Origin of the sequence: Stenotrophomonas indicatrix (assembly GCF_002750975.1) — a bacterium.
GTDB classification, from domain to species: domain Bacteria; phylum Pseudomonadota; class Gammaproteobacteria; order Xanthomonadales; family Xanthomonadaceae; genus Stenotrophomonas; species Stenotrophomonas indicatrix.
On sequence record NZ_PEJS01000001.1, the window covers coordinates 658,455 to 678,923 of the forward strand.

Annotated in this window: 19 protein-coding genes; 11 read left to right on the plus strand and 8 right to left on the minus strand. The window is 66.0% G+C overall.

Going from position 1 to position 20,469, the window contains the following annotated elements; genetic code table 11:
- Nucleotides 1-168: 168 nt before the first annotated feature.
- The 6 genes from CR918_RS03085 to CR918_RS03110 all read left to right on the plus strand — a co-directional run bounded on the left by CR918_RS03085 (nt 169) and on the right by CR918_RS03110 (nt 6,457).
- The gene (locus CR918_RS03085; RefSeq protein WP_099842021.1) at nt 169-393 is read left to right on the plus strand and encodes a hypothetical protein; all 225 of its coding nucleotides are present in this window, start codon (nt 169-171) and stop codon (nt 391-393) included.
- Nucleotides 394-404: 11 nt separating this feature from the next.
- Entirely contained in the window at nt 405-659 is a 255-nt protein-coding gene (locus CR918_RS03090) for a hypothetical protein (RefSeq protein WP_089239227.1), read from the plus strand.
- Between the two features lie 183 nt (nt 660-842).
- Entirely contained in the window at nt 843-1,232 is a 390-nt protein-coding gene (locus CR918_RS03095) for a DUF2946 family protein (protein ID WP_099842022.1), read from the plus strand.
- Between the two features lie 118 nt (nt 1,233-1,350).
- Nucleotides 1,351-3,489, plus strand: coding sequence for a TonB-dependent receptor (locus CR918_RS03100; RefSeq protein WP_099842023.1), 2,139 nt, complete (start codon nt 1,351-1,353; stop codon nt 3,487-3,489).
- Between the two features lie 11 nt (nt 3,490-3,500).
- On the plus strand, nt 3,501-5,006 hold the full coding sequence (locus CR918_RS03105) for a PepSY-associated TM helix domain-containing protein (RefSeq protein WP_099842024.1): 1,506 nt from the start codon (nt 3,501-3,503) through the stop codon (nt 5,004-5,006).
- A gap of 314 nt (nt 5,007-5,320) precedes the next feature.
- Nucleotides 5,321-6,457 carry an RICIN domain-containing protein gene (locus CR918_RS03110; RefSeq protein ID WP_238379048.1) on the plus strand — a complete coding sequence of 379 codons (1,137 nt, stop codon included), beginning with the start codon at nt 5,321-5,323 and terminating at the stop codon, nt 6,455-6,457.
- Between the two features lie 88 nt (nt 6,458-6,545).
- Here the strand turns inward: CR918_RS03110 and CR918_RS03115 are convergent, their stop codons facing one another.
- Both CR918_RS03115 and CR918_RS03120 read right to left on the minus strand, forming a co-directional pair.
- Entirely contained in the window at nt 6,546-7,679 is a 1,134-nt protein-coding gene (locus CR918_RS03115; RefSeq protein ID WP_099842026.1) for an MFS transporter, read from the minus strand.
- 11 nt (nt 7,680-7,690) lie between these two features.
- Complete coding sequence (locus CR918_RS03120) at nt 7,691-8,464, minus strand: DeoR/GlpR family DNA-binding transcription regulator (RefSeq protein ID WP_099842027.1); 774 nt, start codon at nt 8,462-8,464, stop codon at nt 7,691-7,693.
- Between the two features lie 173 nt (nt 8,465-8,637).
- On the opposite strand from CR918_RS03120, the gene smqnr reads away from it, so the two are divergent.
- Nucleotides 8,638-9,285 carry a SmQnr family pentapeptide repeat protein gene (gene smqnr / locus CR918_RS03125; protein WP_033830499.1) on the plus strand — a complete coding sequence of 216 codons (648 nt, stop codon included), beginning with the start codon at nt 8,638-8,640 and terminating at the stop codon, nt 9,283-9,285.
- 15 nt (nt 9,286-9,300) lie between these two features.
- Here smqnr and CR918_RS03130 read toward each other — a convergent pair whose 3' ends face one another.
- The gene (locus CR918_RS03130; RefSeq protein ID WP_099842028.1) at nt 9,301-9,984 is read right to left on the minus strand and encodes a class I SAM-dependent methyltransferase; all 684 of its coding nucleotides are present in this window, start codon (nt 9,982-9,984) and stop codon (nt 9,301-9,303) included.
- A gap of 117 nt (nt 9,985-10,101) precedes the next feature.
- Between CR918_RS03130 and CR918_RS03135 the strand changes: the two genes are divergently transcribed.
- On the plus strand, nt 10,102-10,575 hold the full coding sequence (locus tag CR918_RS03135; RefSeq protein ID WP_133119661.1) for a hypothetical protein: 474 nt from the start codon (nt 10,102-10,104) through the stop codon (nt 10,573-10,575).
- An 11-nt stretch (nt 10,576-10,586) separates the two neighbouring features.
- Here the strand turns inward: CR918_RS03135 and CR918_RS03140 are convergent, their stop codons facing one another.
- Together CR918_RS03140 and CR918_RS03145 are read right to left on the minus strand one after the other, a co-directional pair.
- Nucleotides 10,587-11,288, minus strand: coding sequence for a hypothetical protein (locus CR918_RS03140; RefSeq protein ID WP_133119662.1), 702 nt, complete (start codon nt 11,286-11,288; stop codon nt 10,587-10,589).
- 73 nt (nt 11,289-11,361) lie between these two features.
- Nucleotides 11,362-12,750, minus strand: coding sequence for an aminotransferase-like domain-containing protein (locus CR918_RS03145; protein WP_025874056.1), 1,389 nt, complete (start codon nt 12,748-12,750; stop codon nt 11,362-11,364).
- 133 nt (nt 12,751-12,883) lie between these two features.
- On the opposite strand from CR918_RS03145, the gene CR918_RS03150 reads away from it, so the two are divergent.
- The 3 genes from CR918_RS03150 to CR918_RS03160 all read left to right on the plus strand — a co-directional run bounded on the left by CR918_RS03150 (nt 12,884) and on the right by CR918_RS03160 (nt 15,632).
- Entirely contained in the window at nt 12,884-13,747 is an 864-nt protein-coding gene (locus CR918_RS03150; RefSeq protein WP_025874055.1) for a DMT family transporter, read from the plus strand.
- Nucleotides 13,748-13,826: 79 nt separating this feature from the next.
- Nucleotides 13,827-14,708 carry an SDR family NAD(P)-dependent oxidoreductase gene (locus tag CR918_RS03155; RefSeq protein ID WP_025874054.1) on the plus strand — a complete coding sequence of 294 codons (882 nt, stop codon included), beginning with the start codon at nt 13,827-13,829 and terminating at the stop codon, nt 14,706-14,708.
- A 39-nt stretch (nt 14,709-14,747) separates the two neighbouring features.
- Nucleotides 14,748-15,632, plus strand: a complete 885-nt coding sequence (locus CR918_RS03160; RefSeq protein WP_025874053.1) for a LysR family transcriptional regulator — start codon at nt 14,748-14,750, stop codon at nt 15,630-15,632.
- A 541-nt stretch (nt 15,633-16,173) separates the two neighbouring features.
- Here CR918_RS03160 and CR918_RS03165 read toward each other — a convergent pair.
- The 3 genes from CR918_RS03165 to CR918_RS03175 form a co-directional block, all read right to left on the minus strand.
- On the minus strand, nt 16,174-18,267 hold the full coding sequence (locus CR918_RS03165) for a TonB-dependent siderophore receptor (RefSeq protein ID WP_099842031.1): 2,094 nt from the start codon (nt 18,265-18,267) through the stop codon (nt 16,174-16,176).
- Between the two features lie 98 nt (nt 18,268-18,365).
- The gene (locus CR918_RS03170; protein ID WP_099842032.1) at nt 18,366-19,751 is read right to left on the minus strand and encodes a sensor histidine kinase; all 1,386 of its coding nucleotides are present in this window, start codon (nt 19,749-19,751) and stop codon (nt 18,366-18,368) included.
- Nucleotides 19,729-20,412: a response regulator transcription factor gene (locus CR918_RS03175; protein WP_099842033.1), complete on the minus strand. Its 684-nt coding sequence runs from the start codon at nt 20,410-20,412 to the stop codon at nt 19,729-19,731. The genes CR918_RS03170 and CR918_RS03175 overlap by 23 nt, the downstream gene beginning before the upstream one ends.
- Nucleotides 20,413-20,469 lie beyond the last annotated feature (57 nt).

Genomic DNA, 20,469 nt, shown 5'->3' on the forward strand with positions numbered 1-20,469 from the left:
GGCTCTTCGCCCTCTCTCAACGCCCAACCCGGGCGCCATGCACAAGGAGTCCGCATGTCTGAAAACGAACCCGATGAAGCAGGCCTGTCCGATGCCGTGCTGATGCCGCGCACGACGGTCGCGACGTTCTCAATCGGTGCGACCACCTCCCGATAAAATACGACTGGCATGACGGACACCATCGACGAAGCGCAGGAACTGGAAGCGCGCCACCTGCAACGCGCCTTGGCCCAGCACGCAGTGCGGGCCGGCAACGTTGTTTCTCTCATACCTACTGGGGAATGTCACAACCCGGACTGCAGCGAAGACTTCGAAAACGATCCGGCCAGACTGTTCTGTGGGCCTGCCTGTGCCGAGCGTTTTGAAGCCATCCATCAACACCGCAACGCATAGGAACAGGGGACATGTCTCTGAACAGCAACGACGCTGGCTTCACCGAACGCATCGCCGGGGTATCGGCCGAGCTCGCCGTATTGATGAGCCTGGTGGAGCACCATATCCATCTGCAGTTGGCCGACCTGGCTGACTCCGGGGATGTGGATGCACAGGAGCGGTTCGCGGTAGCCGATCCGGAGCGCTGGTTGGAGAACGCCCGCAACAGCCTGCAGGCGGGCGTCATGTTCCTGGAACGCGCTGTGCAGCAACCGGCGCGGTTCTAGCGTTGCCGCCAGGGGAGGGAAGGGGGCGCTCACACCAGGCGCCCTTCCGTCCCCTGCGACACGATGTCGCAGGACCGGGGTGGCAACCCTGATCGTGGTCCAAGGTTGGCCCCGGGCTCGTAGAATGGCTGGGTGCGCCGCTCCGTTTTCCACCGCCGGTTCCAGACCCTGGCATGGCTTGCCATGCTGTTGGTGCTGTTCGCGCCTCTGGTGAGCCGCTGGCTGGTACATGGGCACGTTGTTGCGTCTGCCGCACCGGTGGCGGCCATGGACCACGCCGCACACACCCAGCACGCGATGGAAGGGCATCACGACCACCACGCGATGGCAATGCAGCATGGCGAAGCGACACCGAAGCCGCCGGCCGATCCACACGCCGACCACGAGATGGGCGTGGACTGTGATTACTGCCTGATTGCCGCACGACTGATCACCCTGCTGGTGGCGGCGCTGCTGTTGATGATTCTGCTGGCACCGGTGTGCCGCGCGCTGCGCGGTTCGGTGCAGACGTTGCCGCAGCGGATCTGCGGCACGTTGGGTGCGCGCGGGCCACCGGTGCTGCTGGCCGTCTGAGCGCTTTGCGCACGCGCTGATTGATTTTCCCGGGTTGCCAGGCGTGGCCCGGCACTACCGCGTGCGCCTTTCTTTCTGCTGCCTCGCAGTGCGGGGCGGTCTTGCATGCCGTGAACACATGAAAACCACCCCCAACTTCGCCCCGCTGCGCTGGGCGACGCTGCCCGCGTTGTGCGCATCCTTCCTTCAGGCGACGCCTGCGCTTGCTGCAGATGCCGTGCTGCCGACAACCCTGGATACCGTCCGCGTGGTCGATACCCGCAGCGGTTCGCTGTCCTCCACCGCCAATACCGGTTCGGCGCTCGGGCTGAGCGTGCTGCAGACGCCGGCCAGCCTGACGGTGATTTCACGCGGGCAGCTGGAACAGCGCGGCGATTCCAATCTCAACGACGCGATCACCCGCGCCGGCGCGATCAGTGCCATGCCCCATCCCGGCAACGGCCTGAGTGCGCTGTCCAGCCGTGGCTTCACCAATGGCGCCTCGGTGATGCGCCTGTACGACGGCCTGCGCCAGTACGGTGGTGTGGGCATCACCTTTCCGTTCGATACCTGGTCGATCGAGCGCATCGAGGTGTTGCGCGGGCCGGCCTCGGTCATCCACGGCGATGGCGCCATCGGCGGCGTGGTCAACATCGTGCCGAAGAAGCCTTCGCGCGGTGCCATCGAGAATGAGGTCAGCGTGACCCTGGGCAGTGAGGACACTGCGCGCCTGGGCTTCGGCAGTGGTGGCGCACTTACGCCCGAGTTGGCCTACCGCGTGGATGTCAGCGGCAACTACAGCAGCGGGTGGGTCGATCGCGGCCAGAACGGCGATGCCACGTTCTCTGCTGCGCTGCTATGGCAGCCACGGACGGACCTGCAGTTCACGCTGACCCATGCGCAGGGCTACCAGAAGCCGATGCACTACTTCGGTACGCCATTGATCGATGGGCGGCAGCTGGACGCGCTGCGCCACGAGAACTACAACGTGGCCGACAGCGTGATCCGTTTCCGCGACCGCTGGACCCAGCTCGATGCGGCCTGGACGCCGAACGACAACGTGGAATGGCGCACGCGCGTCTACCAGATCGACAGCCAGCGTGACTGGCGCAACGCCGAGGCCTATGTCTACAACGGGCGCACGGGCCTGATCGACCGCTCCGGCAACACCCAGATCACCCACAACCAGGACCAGACCGGACTGACCTCCACGCTGCGCCTGCTGGGCAATGCAGGTGGGCTGCCGAACAGCTTCGCTGTCGGCTTCGATGCCAACCGTGCGCATTTCAAGCACACCAACAACACCTATGCGGGCAGCTCGGGGCCGGTGGATCCCTTCAACCCGGTGCCCGGTGGGTTCAGCAGCGATGCTCCCAACCTGCCGCGCTACCGCAACAGCGCCGAACAGGTCGCGTTGTTCGTGGAAGACCGGCTGGAACTGAGCGAGCGCTGGTCGGTGCTCGCTGGCTTGCGCCACGATCGCGCCACGATCGACCGCAACGACCTGATCAGTGGCGAGCGTGCGTTCTCCAGGACCTACAACAGCACCGGCTGGCGCGCGGGCACGGTCTTCGCGGTGCAACCAACATTGACCCTCTATGCGCAGTACTCGCAGGCGGCCGACCCGGTCAGTGGCCTGTTGATGATCAGCCCGGCCAATGGCGTGTTTGATCTGGCCACGGGCAAGCAGGTCGAGGTTGGCATGAAGCAGGCCTTTGACGGAGGCGAGTGGACGCTGGCGGCCTATCGCATCCGCAAGACCGGCCTGCTCAGCCGTGACCCGTTGCAGCCCGACCGTCGGGTGCAGGTGGGGGCACAGACCTCAAAGGGAATCGAAGCTTCGTTGAACTGGAACTTCGCCCCGCAGTGGTCGCTGGATGCCAACGCGACCGTGCTCAAGGCCGGGTTCGAGGACTTCCTGGAAGCCACCGGCACGCCGGCGGTGATCGTCTCGCGGGATGGCAACGTGCCGCCGAACGTGGCCGAGCGCCTGGCCAACGTCTGGTTGAGCTGGCAGTTCCAGCCCGACTGGAGTGTGGCCAGTGGCGTGCGTTACGTGGGTAAGCGCTATGCCGACAACGCCAACACGCTGCAGCTTCCGGGTTACGCCACCACCGACCTGGCCCTGACCTGGCAGGCCGCGCCGCGCACACGGCTGACCGCGCGCGTGTTCAACGTGTTCGACAAGGCGTACTACGCCACGGCGTACTACACCAGCACGCAGTGGCTGCTGGGCGCAGACCGGCGCGTCGAGTTCAGCCTCGACCATCGCTTCTGAGGACGCAGGCCATGTCGTTGCGATCCACCGCCAAACGCTGGACCTACCTGACGCATCGCTGGCTGGGCATCGGCGGGTGCCTGCTGATGCTGCTGTGGTTCGTCAGCGGCATGGTGATGCTGTTCGTCGGCTACCCGAAGCTGACGCCAGCGGAGCGGTTGGCCGCGCTGCCCGCATTGGCCGACGCGCGCGGTTGGCAGGCACTTTCCGTGTTGCCGGAAGCCGTTCGACAGGCGCCTGAGCGGGTCGTGTTGACGACGCTGCGTGGCGAGCCCGCCTACGTGGTGCGCTCCGGCGCGAACGTGGGCGCGTGGTCGGTTCCTACCGGACAGCCATTGCCGCCGGTATCGGCGCAGTTGGCCGAGGTTTCCGCCTCGCAGTTCGCCGGCGGCCCTGCCTTCGTTGGCGCCATGCCGCTGGACGAAGACCGCTGGACGCATTCGCGCGCGCTGGATCCGCATCGACCGCTGTATCGCGTCGGCGTCGGCGGCGCACAGCCGGGTGATGTCTATGTGTCCTCGCGTACCGGCGAAGTCGTGCTGGATGCGCCGCGTCTGCAGCAGCGCTGGAACTATGTGGGTGCGTGGTTGCACTGGCTGTACTTCCTGCGCATGCAGTCGGTGGACCCGGTATGGACCTGGACGGTGATCGTGCTGTCGGCGCTGTGCACCGTGGCCGCGATCAGCGGGGTGGTGGTCGGCATCTGGCGCTGGCGGTTTCGCGGACAGTACCGGTCAAGGTCGAAGACGCCGTACCAGGAGCCGTGGATGCGCTGGCATCACCTGATCGGCTTGATGGCGAGTGCATTCGTGTTCACCTGGATCTTCAGTGGATTGATGTCGATGAACCCGCTTGGGGTGTTCAGCAGCTCTCGTGCCTCGCTTGACGTTGCGCGCTATCAGGGCGTGGTGCCGGTGGATACAGGTGTCATTGCGCAGCCGGCTGCGCTATTGGCTGCAGTGCACACGCCGCTGTTCGTGCCGGTCGAGATCCAGTGGCGACGCATCGGGGGTGAACTTTTCGCGGTGGTGCTCGATGGCAATGCCGATTCGCGCGTGGTCAGGGAGCGGGGCGACGCACTGCAGGTGTCCACTGCGTTCGGTGCAGAATGGTTGCGGGGCAGGGTCGCGGCGATGTCCGACGCGCGGCTGCGCGGATTCACCATTCTGCAGGCGCCCGATGCCTACTTCTACCCACGCGCTGCAGAGGCGATGAACGGCGCCGCGGTACGTCGCTTTCCGGTGGCGATGGCTGATTTCGGTGACGCTGAGGCAACCCGCGTCTATGTCGACCTGGCTACCGGCGATCCGCTGTTGACGCTGGGCACGCGCGAGCGCGCAGGTCGCTGGCTGTTCTCCTTCCTGCACAGCTGGGATCTACCCGCGCTGCTGCGGCAGCAGAACAGCCGCCTGATGGTGCTGCTGTTGCTCAGTCTGGCGAGCACCGCTCTGTGCGCGACGGCCACGGTGATCGGCTGCCGGCGTCTTCGGATGAGGTTCTCGCGCCGGAAACGGTAACGCCAATACCTCTGCGCCGAAGGCTGTGAGACTATCCGGAGTTCCTGGGCAACGAGAGGCTGCGGTCCGTAGCCGATGTCTGCGGCCAGGAAAGTGCAGGGGCTCAATGCTTGTAGTGCTTCGATGGTAGTCCCTGGATAGGATTTCCACACAACGTAAATGGAGCAAGGATGAATTACGTTTCGATGGGTGTTCTCGCAATTGGAATTGCAGCGGCGTCTTCAAGCGCACAGGCCAAATCGTTGCCGCGCCTGTACAGCTTTCCAACCACAACAACCGCGTCTGTTTCCAACGCGCTGCCGGCACCGGGGCAGGTGATCCAGTTGTCTGCGCAGGTCGATGGCCAGGCACTCGGGCTGTATCACATTCCAGGCAATGAGCAGATCGGCGGCTTCGTCGAATTCAAGGTCAATGGCCAGGCGGTGGGCAAGGTGCAGGTCAGTACCGTCAACACGCCGTTCCTCGGTACGGTTTCCGACCTGGACAAGGGTTGCTGGGCTGCCATCCGTGACGTCCAAGCCTGTACGCACAAGTACGCCTACGGCCGTCCGGCCAAGGTGGCGATCAACTACACAGTGCCGGCAGGCTTCACTACAGCGTCGATCACGGCGACGTTCAGTGGCGATGGTCAGTTCACGCAAGGGTCGGTGTCGGCGCCGGTCAACCTGCGCAACATTCCCACCTTTGGTGAGATCCGCGGCATGGGCAACAAGTGCCTGGATGCCGAGGGCGCCAACACCGCGCCAGGTACCGCCATCCAGGTGTGGGATTGCACGCCGGGCACCGCACAACAGCTTTGGACGGTGAAGCCCAATACCTCGACCATCACGGGAGTGCCCAGCAATCGCGTGCTTGACATCGTGGGCTATGGCACAAGCAACGGAAGCCGGATCCAGCTCTACGACGCCCATGGTGACTGGAATCAGTCGTGGAAGTTCACCAACACATCCATCGTCGGCGTGGCCAACAAGGTGCTGGATGCCATTGGTGCGTCCAGCGCCAACGGCACCAAGATCCAGCTGTACAGCAATGCGCTGACCAGCAACCAGAAGTGGGAGTTCAACCCCGCCAACGGCTCGATTGTCGGTGTCGGTGGCAAGTGCCTGGATGTTGAAGGTGCAAATCCTGCAGATGGCACCCGCGTGCAGTTGTGGGATTGCACGGGCGTGCCGCAGCAGCGCTTCGAGCTGGGCGCGGACGGGTCGATCCGTGGGTTGGGCGGGAAGTGCCTGGAAGCAGCGGATGGTGCGAGCCATGATGGAAATCCGATCCGCATGTGGTCGTGCAATGGTGGCGCACACCAGTCCTGGCGACTGGTAGGCGAGATCCGCAACCCGCAGACCAACATGTGCCTGGATGACCCGGGCATGGGCAATACCAACGGCTCGAAGGTGCACATGTGGATGTGCCAGGGCACAGAGAACCAGCGCTGGGAATTCTCCTCCTACTGAGTTTTCGGCCTGATGCAGTGTTGTGGAACCGTGCGCCTTCGCGCGCACGGTTCTTTGCAGGGACAGGTCAAGGGCCTGCCATGCAGATCTACATCCGCAGCCAGCGCGTCGACACTGCCACCAGCAACAGCGCCATCGCCACACCGACAAAGGCGGCGATGAGACCGAAATGATTGGCGGCGAAACCGATCAGCGCCGGGCCGGCAAGAATGCCGGCAAAGCCGAGGGTGGACACGGCGGTGATGGCGATCGCCTGCGGCATCCGGTGCTGGCTGCCAGCCAGCGAGAACAGCGCCGGTGCGATGTTGGCGCAGCCCAGGCCGACCAGCACGTAGCCGACCAACGACACCTGCCATGGCGTGACCAGGGTGAGCACCAGCACGCCGGCGCAGGCCAGCAGCGCACCGGCCACGATCGCCTTCTGCCGGCCGATGCGCTCTACCAGGCTGTCGCCGAACAGGCGCGCAACGGTCATGGTCAGGGTGAAGGTCACGTAGCCGATGCCGGCATGGCTGGCATCGACCTGGCGTATGTCGGTGAGGAACACCGCGCTCCAGTCCAGCATCGCGCCCTCGGCCAGGAACGCGATGAAGGCAAGCACGCCGATGAACATGACGATGCCACGTGGCCAGGCCAGCAACGGCGTGTCGTGCGCGATGCGCTCGCTGCGCCAGTGGCGTGCCGACAGCAGCGCGACCACCGCCATCATCAACACGCCCGGCAGCACCGCGGCAACCGGCGCCATGCGTGCGCTCAGCAACAGGGTCATGGTCGCCGCGCCGAGGAATCCCCCGATGCTGAAGAACGCGTGGAAGCCGGACATCATTACCCGCTGCGCTTCGCGTTCCACCACCACGGCCTGTACGTTCATCGTGCAATCCATCGCGCCTACGCCGGCACCGAAGACGAACAGCACCAGGCCCAGCAACCACGCCGAGTCGGCCAGTGCCAGGCCGGGCACCGTCGCGCAGATGATCAGCGTGGTAGCCAGCATTACCCGGCGGCAGCCCAGCCGTGCGGCCAGCACGCCCGACAGCGGCATGGCCAGCAGCGAGCCCGCGCCCAGGCACAGCAGCACCAGCCCGAGTGTTGCATCGTTGATGTCGGTGCGCGTCTTGGCGAAGGGCACCAGCGTGGCCCACAGCGCGGTAGCGAAGCCGGGAATGAAGAATGCAGCGCGGGTCGCGTGCTGTTGGGCACGCGGTCGGTTGACGAGGGACATGGGCGATTCGGTCAGGGATGTGTTGGATGCACGGTGATGCCGGCGGCGCGGAAGCGGGCGGCCTGGGCAGGCGGTGCAGACGTGGTTAGTACCAGGTCGTCGATGTCATCCAGGCTGGCGATCTGCCAGTTGCCCCGCGCGCCCAGTTTTTCGCTGGTGGCAGCGACGATGATGCGGCTGCTGCAGGCGACCATCGCGCGCTTGAGCGTGGCCTCCTCGGCATCCATCGCCCACACGCCGGTGTCCACGTCCACGGCGCAGGGGCCGGGCAGATAGACATCCGCGCGCAGGCGCTGCACCTGGGCCAGCGCCTCGGCGCCAACCGCGCCGCCGCCGGCAGCCAGTCGCCCACCGATCAGCTGTACGGTGGTGCCCTCCCGCCACGCTGCGGCGGTGGCGATCTGCGGCGCGTTGGTGATCACCGTCAGCCCCAGCGCGCCCGGCAATTGCTGGGCAATGGCCAAGTTGGTCGAGCCGGCATCGATCAGCAGGACCTGGCCGGGCTGCAGCAGCGTACAGACACGGGCGGCCAGCTCGTCCTTGCCGGTGCGGTCCTGGGTCATCCGTTCGCGCAGTGGCACGGCTTTCGGGGCTGGCAGCACCGCACCCCCATAGACGCGCTGGCACAGGCCCTGGGCAGCCAGTTCACGCAGATCCCGGCGGATCGAATCTTCGGAAACCGCGTAACGGCGGGCCAGTTCGGCGGCGACCACGCGTCCTTGCTGGCGCAGCTCCTGCAGGATCAACTGGGTACGTTCGGCGGGGAGTGTCGGGTCGGAGGTCATGTCTGAAGTGTGCACAATCATGCATAAACGTGCAAGATCGGGTATTGGCGGTGGCGCGTACGGGTGGGATGTACACACTCCGGCTGCAGCGCTGGTGAATCCCACGCGAGCGCGTCCTGTCCATCGCCTTTCCAGCGCGGCATCATGGCAAGGCACCCGGCACGGAACCCTGCATGTCCTCCACTGTTCACCACAAGCTGCGCATCGGCGCCGATCAGTTCACCGGCCAGAAGGTGGTCGACCAGCAGTTCCTCGAATGCGATTTCTCCGGCGCTGACCTCACCGCCACCGAGTTCGTGAACTGCGTTTTCTACGATGCCGACACGCGCACCGGGTGCCGTTTCAGTGGTGCCACGTTGAAGGAAGCCAGCTTCCGCCAGTGCGACATCAGCATGTGCAACTTCAACTTCATCAAGGCGTTGGGGCTGGAAATCAGCGAATGCCGCGCACAAGGTGCCGATTTCAGCAACGCCAGTTTCATGAACCAGATCACCACGCGCAGCTGGTTCTGCAGTGCCTTCATCAAGAAGAGCAACCTGCGCTATGCCAACTTTTCGCGGGTGACGCTGGAGAAGTGCGAGCTGTGGGAGAACCGCTGGGACGGTGCCAACGTGAGCGGCGCCAGTTTTGCAGGGTCGGACCTGTCCGGCGGCCAGTTCGATGGCGTCGACTGGAATTCCGCCAACTTCACCGATTGCGACCTGACCAACTCCGAACTGGGCGAATTGGACCTGCGCAGCACCAACCTGCGTGGCGCCACGCTCGATGTGCAGCAGGTCGCGCTGCTGATGCAGCGGATCGGCATCACCGTGGTGCCATGAGCGTGCGTCGCGGCGCTATACCGGTGTGGCCGGCGCATGTGCCACCCAGCCCCTGAAGCTGAAGCCGGCGTAGAACAGTTCCACGCTCTCGAAGCCGGCCTCCTGCAGCAGCGCCACTTCCTGTTCGGGTGAGAGCAGCGGCAGGCGCTCGGCGATCGCCTCGATCGCGCGCTGTGTATCGGCACGTGGAATGCCGGAAGCCTCGGCGAACGCGGCGTAGCGCTGGAGCCAGCGATGCTTGCCGGCCGCGTCCTGCGGCACGCTGTGGTGCGCCACCACCAACGGCGCACCTGCGCGCAGCCGTTGCCGCAGTTCGCGCAGGGTGTGCAGGCGCTGTTCAACGGTGAGGAAGTGCAGGGTCAGCAGGCAGGTGGCGCCGTCGAAGACGGTGCGCGGGGCATCGTCGATGTAGCCTTCCAGCAGCGTCACCTGGGCCATCAACGGCCCCAGGGTCTGTTCGGCCAGCGCGAGCATTGGCGCGGCAGGATCGACGCCGAGCATCCGCCATTGCGGGTGCGCTTCTGCGAAGGCCTTGAGCTCCAGGCCGCCGCCTGCGCCGAGCACCAGCACCTGGCCATCATCGGGTACGTGTTCGGCCAGCAGCAGGTGGCTCATCTGCTGCAGTCCGAGGAAACCGGGTACCTGCCGCAGCGGGCCCTCCGCGTAGCGGGCCACGGCATGGGGATCGGAGAAGGACATCGGAAGGATTCCTGCGGCAATGGCGAACATCCACTTTACCGTGCTCGGCAAGTGTCGATTGCACAGTGGCTCGCCTTTGCTTAAGGTCTGCGCCTGCATGCATTCAAGAGATCGGGAATGGACCCTCGCAGCCCCGCGATGCCATCGGCGGAAGCCTTTGAACTGGCGCTGACAATGCTGGGACGGGAGGGCATGGATGAGGAGCAGGCCGAGCGGGCGCTGCTCGCGCTCGGCAGCGAACACTGGCAGATGCGCCGCCTGCTGGTGTGGTTGCCTGAAGCCTTCGCCATGGCCCTGATCGGTCATATGGAACTGGGCGTGCAGCTGCCCGGTACCTTCACCGCCTCCGACGCACAGGGCGACCTGCATGAACTGCCGCTCGACCGTGAGCCTGTATTCGCTGCCGGTCTCCAGCGCGCCCTCGTCATGTACCACGAAGGGCCACGCGCCGCGTTCCGGGCGATCTGCCAGCGCAGTTCGTCGCTCAATGCGATCGACAACGCCTTGAATACCGGCGCCGATCTGCGGGGCGCCGCGCTTTCGGGTCCGGAGCTTCTGGACATCCCGGCAGAGACCTACCTCGCCCATTGAGCCCGGGGTTTTCAGAGCGCGGGCTTCATCCCGTCTGCTTCCAGGCGATACAGGCCGGTCAATCGCCAGTCATCGTGTACGCGCTGCAGCCGGTACTCATGGATGCGGACGCTTGAGCGGCGCTGTTGCGCGGTACGTATGGACGCTGCGTCGCCGAGGATATGCACGGCCAGGACCTGTTCCATTTCCGGATCATGCGCTGACTCGACGCTGGGCCGGCGCATGACAGTGCGAGAGGTGCCCGGCAGGGCATAGTGCTCCACCAGCTTCGCGTACGACGCATCGGCCAATGCCTGGCCGCGCGATGGGCCATGCTCTGCCAGCCGTGCAAGCGAGGCCTTGTTCCATTCCAGGAAGTCGGACTGGAAGGCGCGCATGCGTACGACCGGCGTGCTGCCGCCCAGATCCAGCGCGCTGCGTTCGAAAACAAGAAGCGGCAGAACCTCGCCGAACCCCACGTCGCGGCCATAGCGGAAGCTGCGTTCGGCCTGCAGCCTGCCATTGCAAAGCAGGACGACGCGACCGGGCCTGCTGGAATGAACCATCAAGTGCCGTTGAAAATAGCCCTGTACCGGCTCGGCATCCGTGTTGGACGCCCCCGGCGCGGTGATCTGCAGTTGGCAGTTGCCATCCGTGGGCGCATAGCCAGCGATCTGCAGCGAGCCGTCGGGTGGCCCGAACGTGACGCAACCACTGGCCAGCCCGCAGACCAAGGTGATGCCAATCCATCGACGCATGCGGGCGCTCCTTGCCTGGATGGCTGGCAGGATAACGCACTCGGATGCTTCAGCTGTGCTGCTGCAACGCCTTCCCAAGCACCTGCCAGATCTTCGGGTCCTGGCACTGCGACACATTGAAGCGCACGTAGTCGGCAGCCCGCTGCGACTGGCTGAAGGCATTGCCCGGCGCTACCACCACGCCTTCGCGCAGGCACTGCCTGGCCACCGCCGATGCATCGCGGCCATCGGGCAGCTGGCACCACAGAAACAGCCCTGCATCGGGTTGCAGCCATGGCGTAATGCCCAGCTTCTGCACCTGCCGCAGCGTGTGCTTGCGCACATCGGCCAGGCGCGTGCGCACCGCCTGCATGTGGCGGCGGTAGCCACTGTCGGTCAGTGCGATCTGCATCAGGTGCGCGGCCAAGTGCCCACCGCCGAAGCTGGTGGCCAGCTTCAGATCGGTCAGTGCCTCGATCCAGTCCGGGCGCGCGGCGATGTAGCCGCAGCGCGATGCCGCGGAAATGGTCTTTGAGAAACTGCCGACATGGATCACCCGCGACAATCCATCCAGCGCCGCCAGCCGCGGCGCCGGGCGCAGCTCGAAGTCGGCGAAGATGTCATCTTCGATGATGATCAGTTCGCTGTGTTCGGCCAGGCCCAGCAGGCGGTGTGCCGTGGTCGCCGACAGCACCGCGCCGGTCGGGTTGTGCAGTCCGGCGTTGGTGATGTACAGGCGTGGCGCGTGTTCCTGCAGCGCGCTGGCAAACACCTGCAGGTCCGGCCCGGTGTGCGTGTACGGTATGCCGATGGCCTGCACCTGATGGGCCTTCAACATCGCGTGGTAATTGAAATAGCTCGGGTCGTCGACCAGCACGCAGTCACCGGGCTTCAGCAGGAAGCGGCAGATCAGGTCGACCGCGTGCGTCCCCGATTCGGCCAGCAGCAACTGCTCCATCGACGCGTCGATGCCCAGCGTGGCCGCGCGTCGCTGCAGTGTCTGCCGCAATGCCGGCAGGCCCAGCGGTCCTGCATAGTCCACCAGCTGCGCGGAGTCGGCGCGGGCCATGCGGCGCAGGCCGCGGCGCAGGCCATCGTGGTACAGCCAGTCGCTGGGCATCCAGCCGCAGCCAGGCTTGAGGTGTCCCGGCGGGGTTTCCAGCGATTGCCGTGATACCCACAGCGGGTCCACCGCGCGATCCAGCCGCGGTTCCATTTCCGCCAGCGCCAGTGGTGCCGCCGGGCCAGCCACGTAGAAGCCGGAGCCGGCGCGCGCGGCGATCACGCCTTCGGCGGCCAAGCGTTCGTAGGCCTCGACCACGGTGGACACGGAAACGCCCATCGCCGTGGCCTGCGCGCGCACCGAGGGCAGGCGGCTGCCCGGGCCATCCAGGCGCGAACTGATGCGGGAGCGGACGGCGTGGATGACGCTGTCGATGCGGCTGGGCGGTCGGGACATGCGCGTGACTGTAAGGGGATTGTGGGCAGTACAGTTACTTGTGACTGTACTGGATTGTAGCTGTGTATCGCCCGTGCCCGGTGGCCCAATGACGGGCACGGCCGGCCATTGCCCGGCATTTCTGGAGCAGGGTGTGGAACGGTCGGCAAGCGGGTGGATCAATGGCTTCATCGGTGTGGTGATCTTCGCCGGCTCGTTGCCGGCCACCCGCCTGGCAGTGATGGAGCTGGACGCCAGCTTCGTCACCGCCGCACGCGCCAGCATCGCCGCGTTGCTGGGGCTGGTGCTGCTGCTGGCATTGCGCCAGCCGCGCCCGGTCAGAAGCGATCTGCCCGGTCTGGTGCTGGTCAGCCTGGGCGTGGTGGTGGGCTTCCCGTTGCTGACCGCGCTTGCCCTGCGCCACGCCTCCTCGGCACATACCATCGTGTTCCTGGGCCTGTTGCCGCTGAGCACGGCGGTATTCGGCGTCCTGCGCGGCGGTGACCGGCCACGCCCGGCATTCTGGGTGTTCTCGCTGCTGGGCAGCGCCTGTGTGGTCGGCTACGCCGCGCGCAACGGCATCGAAGCCTCACTGCAGGCCGACCTGTTGATGCTGGCAGCGATCGTGGTGTGCGGACTTGGCTATGCCGAGGGCGGCCGCCTGGCCCGGCATCTGGGTGGCTGGCAGGTAATCAGCTGGGCACTGCTGCTGGCATTGCCGGTGATGCTGCCGCTGATGGTGGCGATGCGCCCGTCCTCGTTCACGGCGGTCGCCGCGTCGGCCTGGTGGGCGCTGGGGTACGTGGCGGTGTTCAGCATGCTGGTCGGTTTCCTGTTCTGGTATCGCGGCCTGGCCCAGGGCGGTATCGCTGCGGTCGGCCAGCTGCAGCTGCTGCAGCCGTTCTTCGGCCTGGCGCTGGCGGCGCTGCTGCTGCACGAGACCGTCAGCGCCGGCATGTTGCTGGTGACCGTGGCAGCGGTGATCTGCGTGGCCGGCGCCCGCCGCTTCAGCCGATGACGCGCGATAGCGTCGGCGTATCGTGGCGTGCCGCCAACAGTATTGGCCGGGGCCGGCGCGCCTGGTTGAAGCTGTGCCGATGAAACCCAATTCCAGTATCTCGTTCGAAGACCAGGTGGGCCTGGTAACCGGTGCCGCCGGTGGCCTCGGCCTGGCCTACAGCCGCCTGCTGGCCCAGCGTGGCGCGCACGTGGTGATGCATGACGTGGGCGCCGCGACGGACGGCACGGGTACCGATCCGCAGCGCATCGCCCAAGCGGTGGCAGCACTGCATGCCCAGGGCCTGCCGGTCGAAGCCGCCAGCGGCCCCATCAACCAGCGCAGTGGCTGCCACGCGCTCGTGCAGGACATCCTGCAGCGGCATGGTCGCCTGGACTTCATCATCCACAACGCCGGCTGGGTGGCCTACGCCGGTATTGAAGTGGTGGAAGACGATGCGCTGGAGCAGATGCTGTGCCTGGCGGCGAAGACACCGCTGTGGCTGGCACAGGCGGCATGGCCTGCGATGCGTGCTGCCGGCGGCGGCCGCATCGTGCTGACCACCTCCGATCGCGCGCTGTACCCGCAGTATGCGCAGCGCGGCCTGTGCGGCTACGCGATGGCCAAGCTGGCTGCGCAGGGGCTGGTCAATGTGCTGGCCCTGGAAGGTGCCGAGCACGGCATCGTCGTCAACGCGGTGTCGCCGGTGGCCAAGACCCGCATGTGGGGCATCGACGGGGAACCGGATGAACTGCATCCAGAGGCGGTGGCACCCGGGGTCGCCTTCCTTGCCTCTACGCGGTGCCGTCAGGGTGGCTGGACCCTGCGGGCCAGCAACGGCCAGTTCCATGCATTGCGATTGCAGGAAGCCGAACACGTGGCCTATCCGCGCGACCTGCGTGCGGTGGCAGCGGACAGCATCGAATCGGTGGCCCTGCAGTGGCCGGTCATTGCACGGCCGAGTGTCGACGCGCGCGGTTGAACGCGTACCCTAGGCAGGTCTCCCCCTGCCTGCGATGAAATGATCGATCTGCGCCTGCTCCGCCAGTTCGTGGCGGTGGCCGAAGAACTGCACTTCCATCGCGCTGCTGCACGCCTGCACATGTCGCAGCCACCATTGACGGCGGCGATGCGGCGCCTGGAAGACGAGGTGGGTACCGGGCTGATCGTACGCGGCAACCGCACGCTGGGCCTGACCGCAGCGGGGCAGACGCTGCTGGTGGAGGCGCGTGCAACCCTGCAGCACGCCGAACAGGCGCTGCAGCGCACGCGGGAAGCGGCGGCAGGGCAGACCGGCAGCCTGCGTGTCGGCTACGTCGGCAGCGCACTCTATGGGCGACTGCCGGCACTGATCCGCCAGTTCCGCCATGCGTTTGCGCAGGTGCAGCTGCATCTGCACGAAGCCACCTCGCGGCAGCAGCAACAGTGGCTGCGCGAGGGACGCATCGACCTGGGCATCCTGATTCCGCCGATCATTTCCGCAGAGCTGCATCTGCAGGCGTTCGACCATGATCGACTGGCCATTGCCCTGCCGCGCGCGCATCGGCTGGCCGCACGGCCACGGCTGGATGTCGCCGCGCTGGTGGACGAGCCGTTCGTTTCATGGCCGTCGGCCGAAGGCATCGGCTTCCACGCGCAGGTGCTGGGCCTGTGTACCGCTGCCGGCTTCACGCCGCGGGTCGTGCAGGAAGCACAGGGCATGCACGCAGTGCTGTCGCTGGTGGCCGTGGAAGCGGGCGTGGCGATCGTGCCGGCCAGCATGGCCGGGTTCCGTCCCGAAGAAATCGTCTATCGACCACTGGATGGCGGCAACGCTGCGTTCGAGTTGCAGTTCTGCATGCGCCCGGAATCGCCTGCGCCGGTGCTGCAGAATTTCCTGGCGATGGCAGCGCAACCGGTGTCGTGATTGCCAGCTGAGCATCTGTGCTGCGTGCAGTGGTGCGACGCTGATCGGCGTCGTGCATGCCTGCGGAGTGTGACTCGTCCTGCAGTTCTGCCCTTGGAAATCGCACCTGCGGCAAGCCTGAGGCGCGGGCGCGGACAACCCCTACATACCGCCTCGGCGACAGCACTCAGCATGCCCCCGTCGGCCATCATCGGCCGGCTGGGATTGGCGTCCCATAATCAACTCTGGCACGTGATCGGCAGGCGCACGGATGGCGCCTGCGGATCTCGTGACCTGCTGTCCGTGGTGGGCGATGTGTGGGGATCACAATGATCCGCCGGTCAGTCCCAGAGTTGTCCTGTACGCCAACCCGCATCGCCCGCCGCCTGTTCGTGGTCAGCCACGAATGCGCTGATGGCGCTTGCCTCGGGGGTGGCAATGCGCGTCGTGCATGGGGAGCGGCGGCGGGCGGTGCATCTGCGCACCTGCGTAACGTGTGGCCAGCACGCCAGCAATGGGGTGCTGGCTGTGCTGCTGCGGCGGTCGTTGGCCGTTGCCGTGCTCAGAACCGATAGCTGATGGTGCCGGTGACCACGCGCGGGTAGCCGGCGAAACAATCGCCGAAGGTGCGGCACGGCGCGTAGTAACGCTTGTCGGTGAGGTTGGTGATGTTCAAGGCCCAGGTCCAGTTGGTCACCTGCACTTCCACCAGCGCATCGGCCAGGGTGTAGCTGGGGGTGATGACGCGGCCGCCGTTGCCCAGCGACACCGTGTTGCCGACATGGCGGACACCCAGGCCGAGTTTCATCCGTGCGGCGTCATCCAGCTGGAAGCCCTTGGACACCCAGGCCGAGGCCAGGTCCTGCGGGGTGTCGTTCAGGCGTTCGCCCACTTCCAGTGCGAAGTTGCTGCGGCTGACTTCGGCTTCATTGCGCGCGTAAGCCGCAGTGACCGTAAGGTCGTTGGCGAACTGGAACTGGCCCTCCAGCTCCACGCCCTTGGAACGGATCTGGCCGGTCTGGACCACGTTCAGCACGTTGTCCGGATCGTTGGTCTGGCGGTTGGTCTCGGTGATGCGGTAGGCGGCCAGGGTCAACAGCATGTTGCGGGCCGGTTGCCACTTGATGCCACCTTCGGCCTGGCGTCCGCGCATCGGCTTGAAGGCATTGCCGAACAGATCCTGGCCGGACACCGGCAGGAACGATTCGCTGTAGCTCAGGTAAGGCGATACGCCGCCGCCGACGTCGCCGATCAGTCCGGCACGGTAGGTAGTGGCATCGTCGGTCTGGCTGGGCTGGCCTTCGGTCTTCGAACGAGCATGGTCGCGACGCGCACCCAGCACCAGCGACACGCGATCAGCCCAGCGGATCTGGTCCTGCACATACACGCCCAGCTGGGAAGACTCCTGGTCCGGCTGGCGCTCCCAGCCACGTACCGTCGGGGCGGTCGATACCGGTGCGTAGACGTCGATGGGCGTGCCGGCAGCATCCAGCCGCCGCAGCTGCTCCTTGTACTGGCTGTAGTCCACGCCGGCCAGCAGCAGGTGCTGGAAGGCGCCCGTGGCGAAGTCGAACTGCACCGCGTTGTCGGCGCTGATCACCTGGATGTCCGGCTGCGTGCCGTAGGCGGTGCGGTTGACCACGCGCCGGTCGGCATCGATGAAGGGGTTTTCCGGGTTGCTGTAGCTGTCCACATACAACTGCTGCAGGGTGGTCTTGCCGTCGATGTAGCGCATCGCCGAGCGCAGGCTGACCGCATCGTTGAAGCGATGATCGAACAGGGCGGTCAGGCTGTACACGCGCGAATCGATGCGGTCGAAACCGGCATCGCCGATGAAGGTGGTCGGATCCAGGCGGCGACCGGGCGCTGCGTGCAGGGTGGCGGCCAGCGGCAGGAACTGCTGGCTGGAGCCGGTCTTGTCGTGCTGGTAGCTGGCCAGCAGGGTCAACGTACTGCGTTCACCGCGCCAGCTGATCGAGGGTGCCAGATACACGCGGTCGTCCTTGAGGACATCGGTCTGCATGTTCGATTCGCGGACCAGGCCGACCAAACGCCCGGCAATCGTGGCGTCGTCATTCAGCGCACCGCCGATGTCGCCCTGCAGCTGCCGTCGATCGAAGCTGCCCAGCTGCAGGCCGACGTCACCGCTGGCGGCGCCGAAGGTCGGACGCTTGCTCATCGCGTTGATGATGCCGCCGGTGGCACCCGCTCCGTACAGCACCGATGACGGGCCGCGCAGCACTTCCACCCGTTCCAGGCCGTATACCTCCGGGCGTGCTAGCGGGCTGAAGCCGTAGCTGCGGCGCAGGCCATCCTGGTACTGCACCGGGTCCAGGCCGCGTACCGAACTGGCGTCATTGCGGGTGTCCAGGCCCCAGGCGTCAGCGGTGACACCGGCGCTGTAGCGCAGCACTTCCTGCAGGTTGTGTGCGCCGCGATCGGTGAACAGCTGCTGGGTGACCACGCTGATCGCCTGCGGCGTCTCGGTCAGGGCGGTGTCGGTCTTGGTCGCGGTGCTGGCGCGCTCGGCCACCACGGTCACCTTGTCCAGGGTCCGGGCCGCAGTGCCGTCCTGGGCCTGGGCGATGGCCGACGCCAGCAGGGTGGGCAGGAACAGCGTGTACAGCAGCGGGCGGCGCGACGTCAGGGCGGGCATCGTGGGGAATCCGGGAAGGGCGGTGACGGCGGATTATCCGGATGCCTGCTTCCAAATACAAATGATTCCCAAATGCACTTGGCGGTGATGAGCCCGCTTCAGGGCAGGCCGTCTGCGGCGCCGCGGATGCTCATCCAGGCGCCGCCGCCGGGCGCGCTGCCGGCGCGGATACGGAAGCCGTGCAGCCCGGCAATGGCGGCCACGATCGACAGCCCCAGGCCAAAGCCGGGCCCTTGCCCGGCACTGCTGCTGCCGCGGAAGAAGCGCTGGTAGATCAAGGTGCGGTCCTGCGGCGGGATGCCCGGCCCGTTGTCGATCACATCGATCCGGGGCGCGCCGTGGTCCTCCACCGCGCGCAGCAGGATGCGCCCGTGCGCAGGCGTGAACTGCAGGGCGTTGGACAGCAGGTTGGCCACCGCTTCGAACAGCAGTTCGCGGTCGCCGCGCAGCATGCCGATCTGCGGCGCCACCTGCAGCTGCAGATCCTGTTGCTTCTCTTCGGCCAACGGCAGGTAAAACTGGTGCAGCTCCTGCAGCAGGTCGGCGATGTCGACCTCGTCGAAGGCCGAACGGCGCTGGTGGCTTTCCAGCTCGGACACGCGCAGCAGGGCCGCGAAGCGCGCCATCAGCATGTCGGTCTCCGCCAGCGCCTTGTCCAGCGGGTCCGCATGCGGGTCGTGTTCGTCCAGGCCCACGCGCATGCGGTAGAGGTGTGCACGCAGGCGCGTGAGCGGTGTGCGCAGGTCATGCGCGATGCTGTCGCACACGCCTTTGACCTCGGTCATCAGCTGTTCGATGCGTTCCAGCATGGCATTGACGATGCTCGACAGCCGATCGATCTCATCGCGTCGATTGGATACCGGCAGGCGTTGCCCGAGGTCGCCGGCAATGATGCGGTTGGTGGCCGCTTCGATCTGCTGGATCCGCTTCAATGGGCGCCGGCGCAGCAGATGCCAGCCCACCAGCCCGGGGATGACGGTCAGTGACACGCCCCACAGCAATGCATCGAGGATGATGCTGTTGACCGCCATCAGCTTGCCGTTCTGGCGCACGAACACCAGTGTCCGGCCATCCCGGGTCACCACGCCGAGCGCGCTGCCACCGCTCTCGTGGCGGCCATCAACCAGCGTCCAACCCGCTACCTGATGCGAGTTGCCATCCAGCGGCAGTCCTTCGGGGATGGCCATCAGCGGGCCCGCCATCGCCACGCCGGCCTTGTCGAACAGCCCGTACGTATACACCTGGTGCAGGTCGAAGCGCTGGCTGTCGCGCAGCGCGTCATCCAGCGCCGGGCCGTCGAAACTCATGAACAGATGGGCGCGCTGCTGCAGGCCCGATTCGGTCAGATCGTTCAGGTAGTCCGAGATGCGCCAGTACATCACGCCCAGCAGCAGGCTGGACCAGGCCACGAACAGTATGCAGTACAGGCCCAGCAGGCGGCTGCTGGATGAGCGCCAATGGTCAGGATCGCGCGTCGAAGACATAGCCGGTTCCACGTACGGTCAAGATCGGTTGCGGCCGGCCGGGTTGTTCGATGCGTTTGCGCACCCGGCCGATATGCACGTCGATCAGGTTGGTGCCCGGGTCGAAGTGGTAGCCCCAGACTTCCTGGAACAACATGGTGCGGGTGACCACCTGGCCTGCATTGCGGACCAGGAATTCCAACAGCTTGAACTCGGTCGGCAGCAGGTTGATCTCCTGGCCGCCACGGCGTACCGAGCGGCTCATCAGGTCCAGTTCCAGGTCGCCGGCGCGCAGCACCTTGTCGCTGGCAGCGGCCTGGCCCTGGCGCCGGATCAGCACTTCCACGCGCGCGGCCATTTCATCGGAGGCGAACGGCTTGGTCAGGTAGTCGTCGCCACCTGCACGCAGGCCACGCACGCGTTCATCCACGTCCGACAGCGCACTGATCATCAACACCGGCGTGGCGATGCCTTCATGGCGCAGCGTGGTGACCAGGGCCAGCCCGTCGATGCCGGGCAGCATGCGGTCCAGAGTAATCACCGCGTAGTCGCCTGAACGTGCCAGCGTCAGGCCACTGCTGCCGTCGCTGGCCAGATCCACCTCGAAGCCGTGGCTGCGCAGCTCGGTGGCGATTTCCTCCGCGGTGACAAGGTCGTCCTCGATGGTGAGTACGCGCGGCATGGGCCACTTTGCAGATTGGGACCTGCGCATCCTCGCAACCGTAGGCGTGCACTGCAA

Excerpts from the sequence above, each read along its gene's own strand:
- CR918_RS03085 (WP_099842021.1), top strand. The coding sequence starts at position 169 with ATGACGGACACCATCGACGAAGCGCAGGAACTGGAAGCGCGCCACCTG.
- CR918_RS03090 (WP_089239227.1), top strand. The coding sequence starts at position 405 with ATGTCTCTGAACAGCAACGACGCTGGCTTCACCGAACGCATCGCCGGG.
- CR918_RS03095 (WP_099842022.1), top strand. The coding sequence starts at position 843 with ATGCTGTTGGTGCTGTTCGCGCCTCTGGTGAGCCGCTGGCTGGTACAT.
- CR918_RS03100 (WP_099842023.1), top strand. The coding sequence starts at position 1,351 with ATGAAAACCACCCCCAACTTCGCCCCGCTGCGCTGGGCGACGCTGCCC.
- CR918_RS03105 (WP_099842024.1), top strand. The coding sequence starts at position 3,501 with ATGTCGTTGCGATCCACCGCCAAACGCTGGACCTACCTGACGCATCGC.
- CR918_RS03115 (WP_099842026.1), bottom strand. The coding sequence starts at position 7,679 with ATGTCCCTCGTCAACCGACCGCGTGCCCAACAGCACGCGACCCGCGCT.
- CR918_RS03120 (WP_099842027.1), bottom strand. The coding sequence starts at position 8,464 with ATGACCTCCGACCCGACACTCCCCGCCGAACGTACCCAGTTGATCCTG.
- smqnr (WP_033830499.1), top strand. The coding sequence starts at position 8,638 with ATGTCCTCCACTGTTCACCACAAGCTGCGCATCGGCGCCGATCAGTTC.
- CR918_RS03130 (WP_099842028.1), bottom strand. The coding sequence starts at position 9,984 with ATGTCCTTCTCCGATCCCCATGCCGTGGCCCGCTACGCGGAGGGCCCG.
- CR918_RS03135 (WP_133119661.1), top strand. The coding sequence starts at position 10,102 with ATGGACCCTCGCAGCCCCGCGATGCCATCGGCGGAAGCCTTTGAACTG.
- CR918_RS03145 (WP_025874056.1), bottom strand. The coding sequence starts at position 12,750 with ATGTCCCGACCGCCCAGCCGCATCGACAGCGTCATCCACGCCGTCCGC.
- CR918_RS03155 (WP_025874054.1), top strand. The coding sequence starts at position 13,827 with ATGAAACCCAATTCCAGTATCTCGTTCGAAGACCAGGTGGGCCTGGTA.
- CR918_RS03160 (WP_025874053.1), top strand. The coding sequence starts at position 14,748 with ATGATCGATCTGCGCCTGCTCCGCCAGTTCGTGGCGGTGGCCGAAGAA.
- CR918_RS03165 (WP_099842031.1), bottom strand. The coding sequence starts at position 18,267 with ATGCCCGCCCTGACGTCGCGCCGCCCGCTGCTGTACACGCTGTTCCTG.
- CR918_RS03170 (WP_099842032.1), bottom strand. The coding sequence starts at position 19,751 with ATGTCTTCGACGCGCGATCCTGACCATTGGCGCTCATCCAGCAGCCGC.
- CR918_RS03175 (WP_099842033.1), bottom strand. The coding sequence starts at position 20,412 with ATGCCGCGCGTACTCACCATCGAGGACGACCTTGTCACCGCGGAGGAA.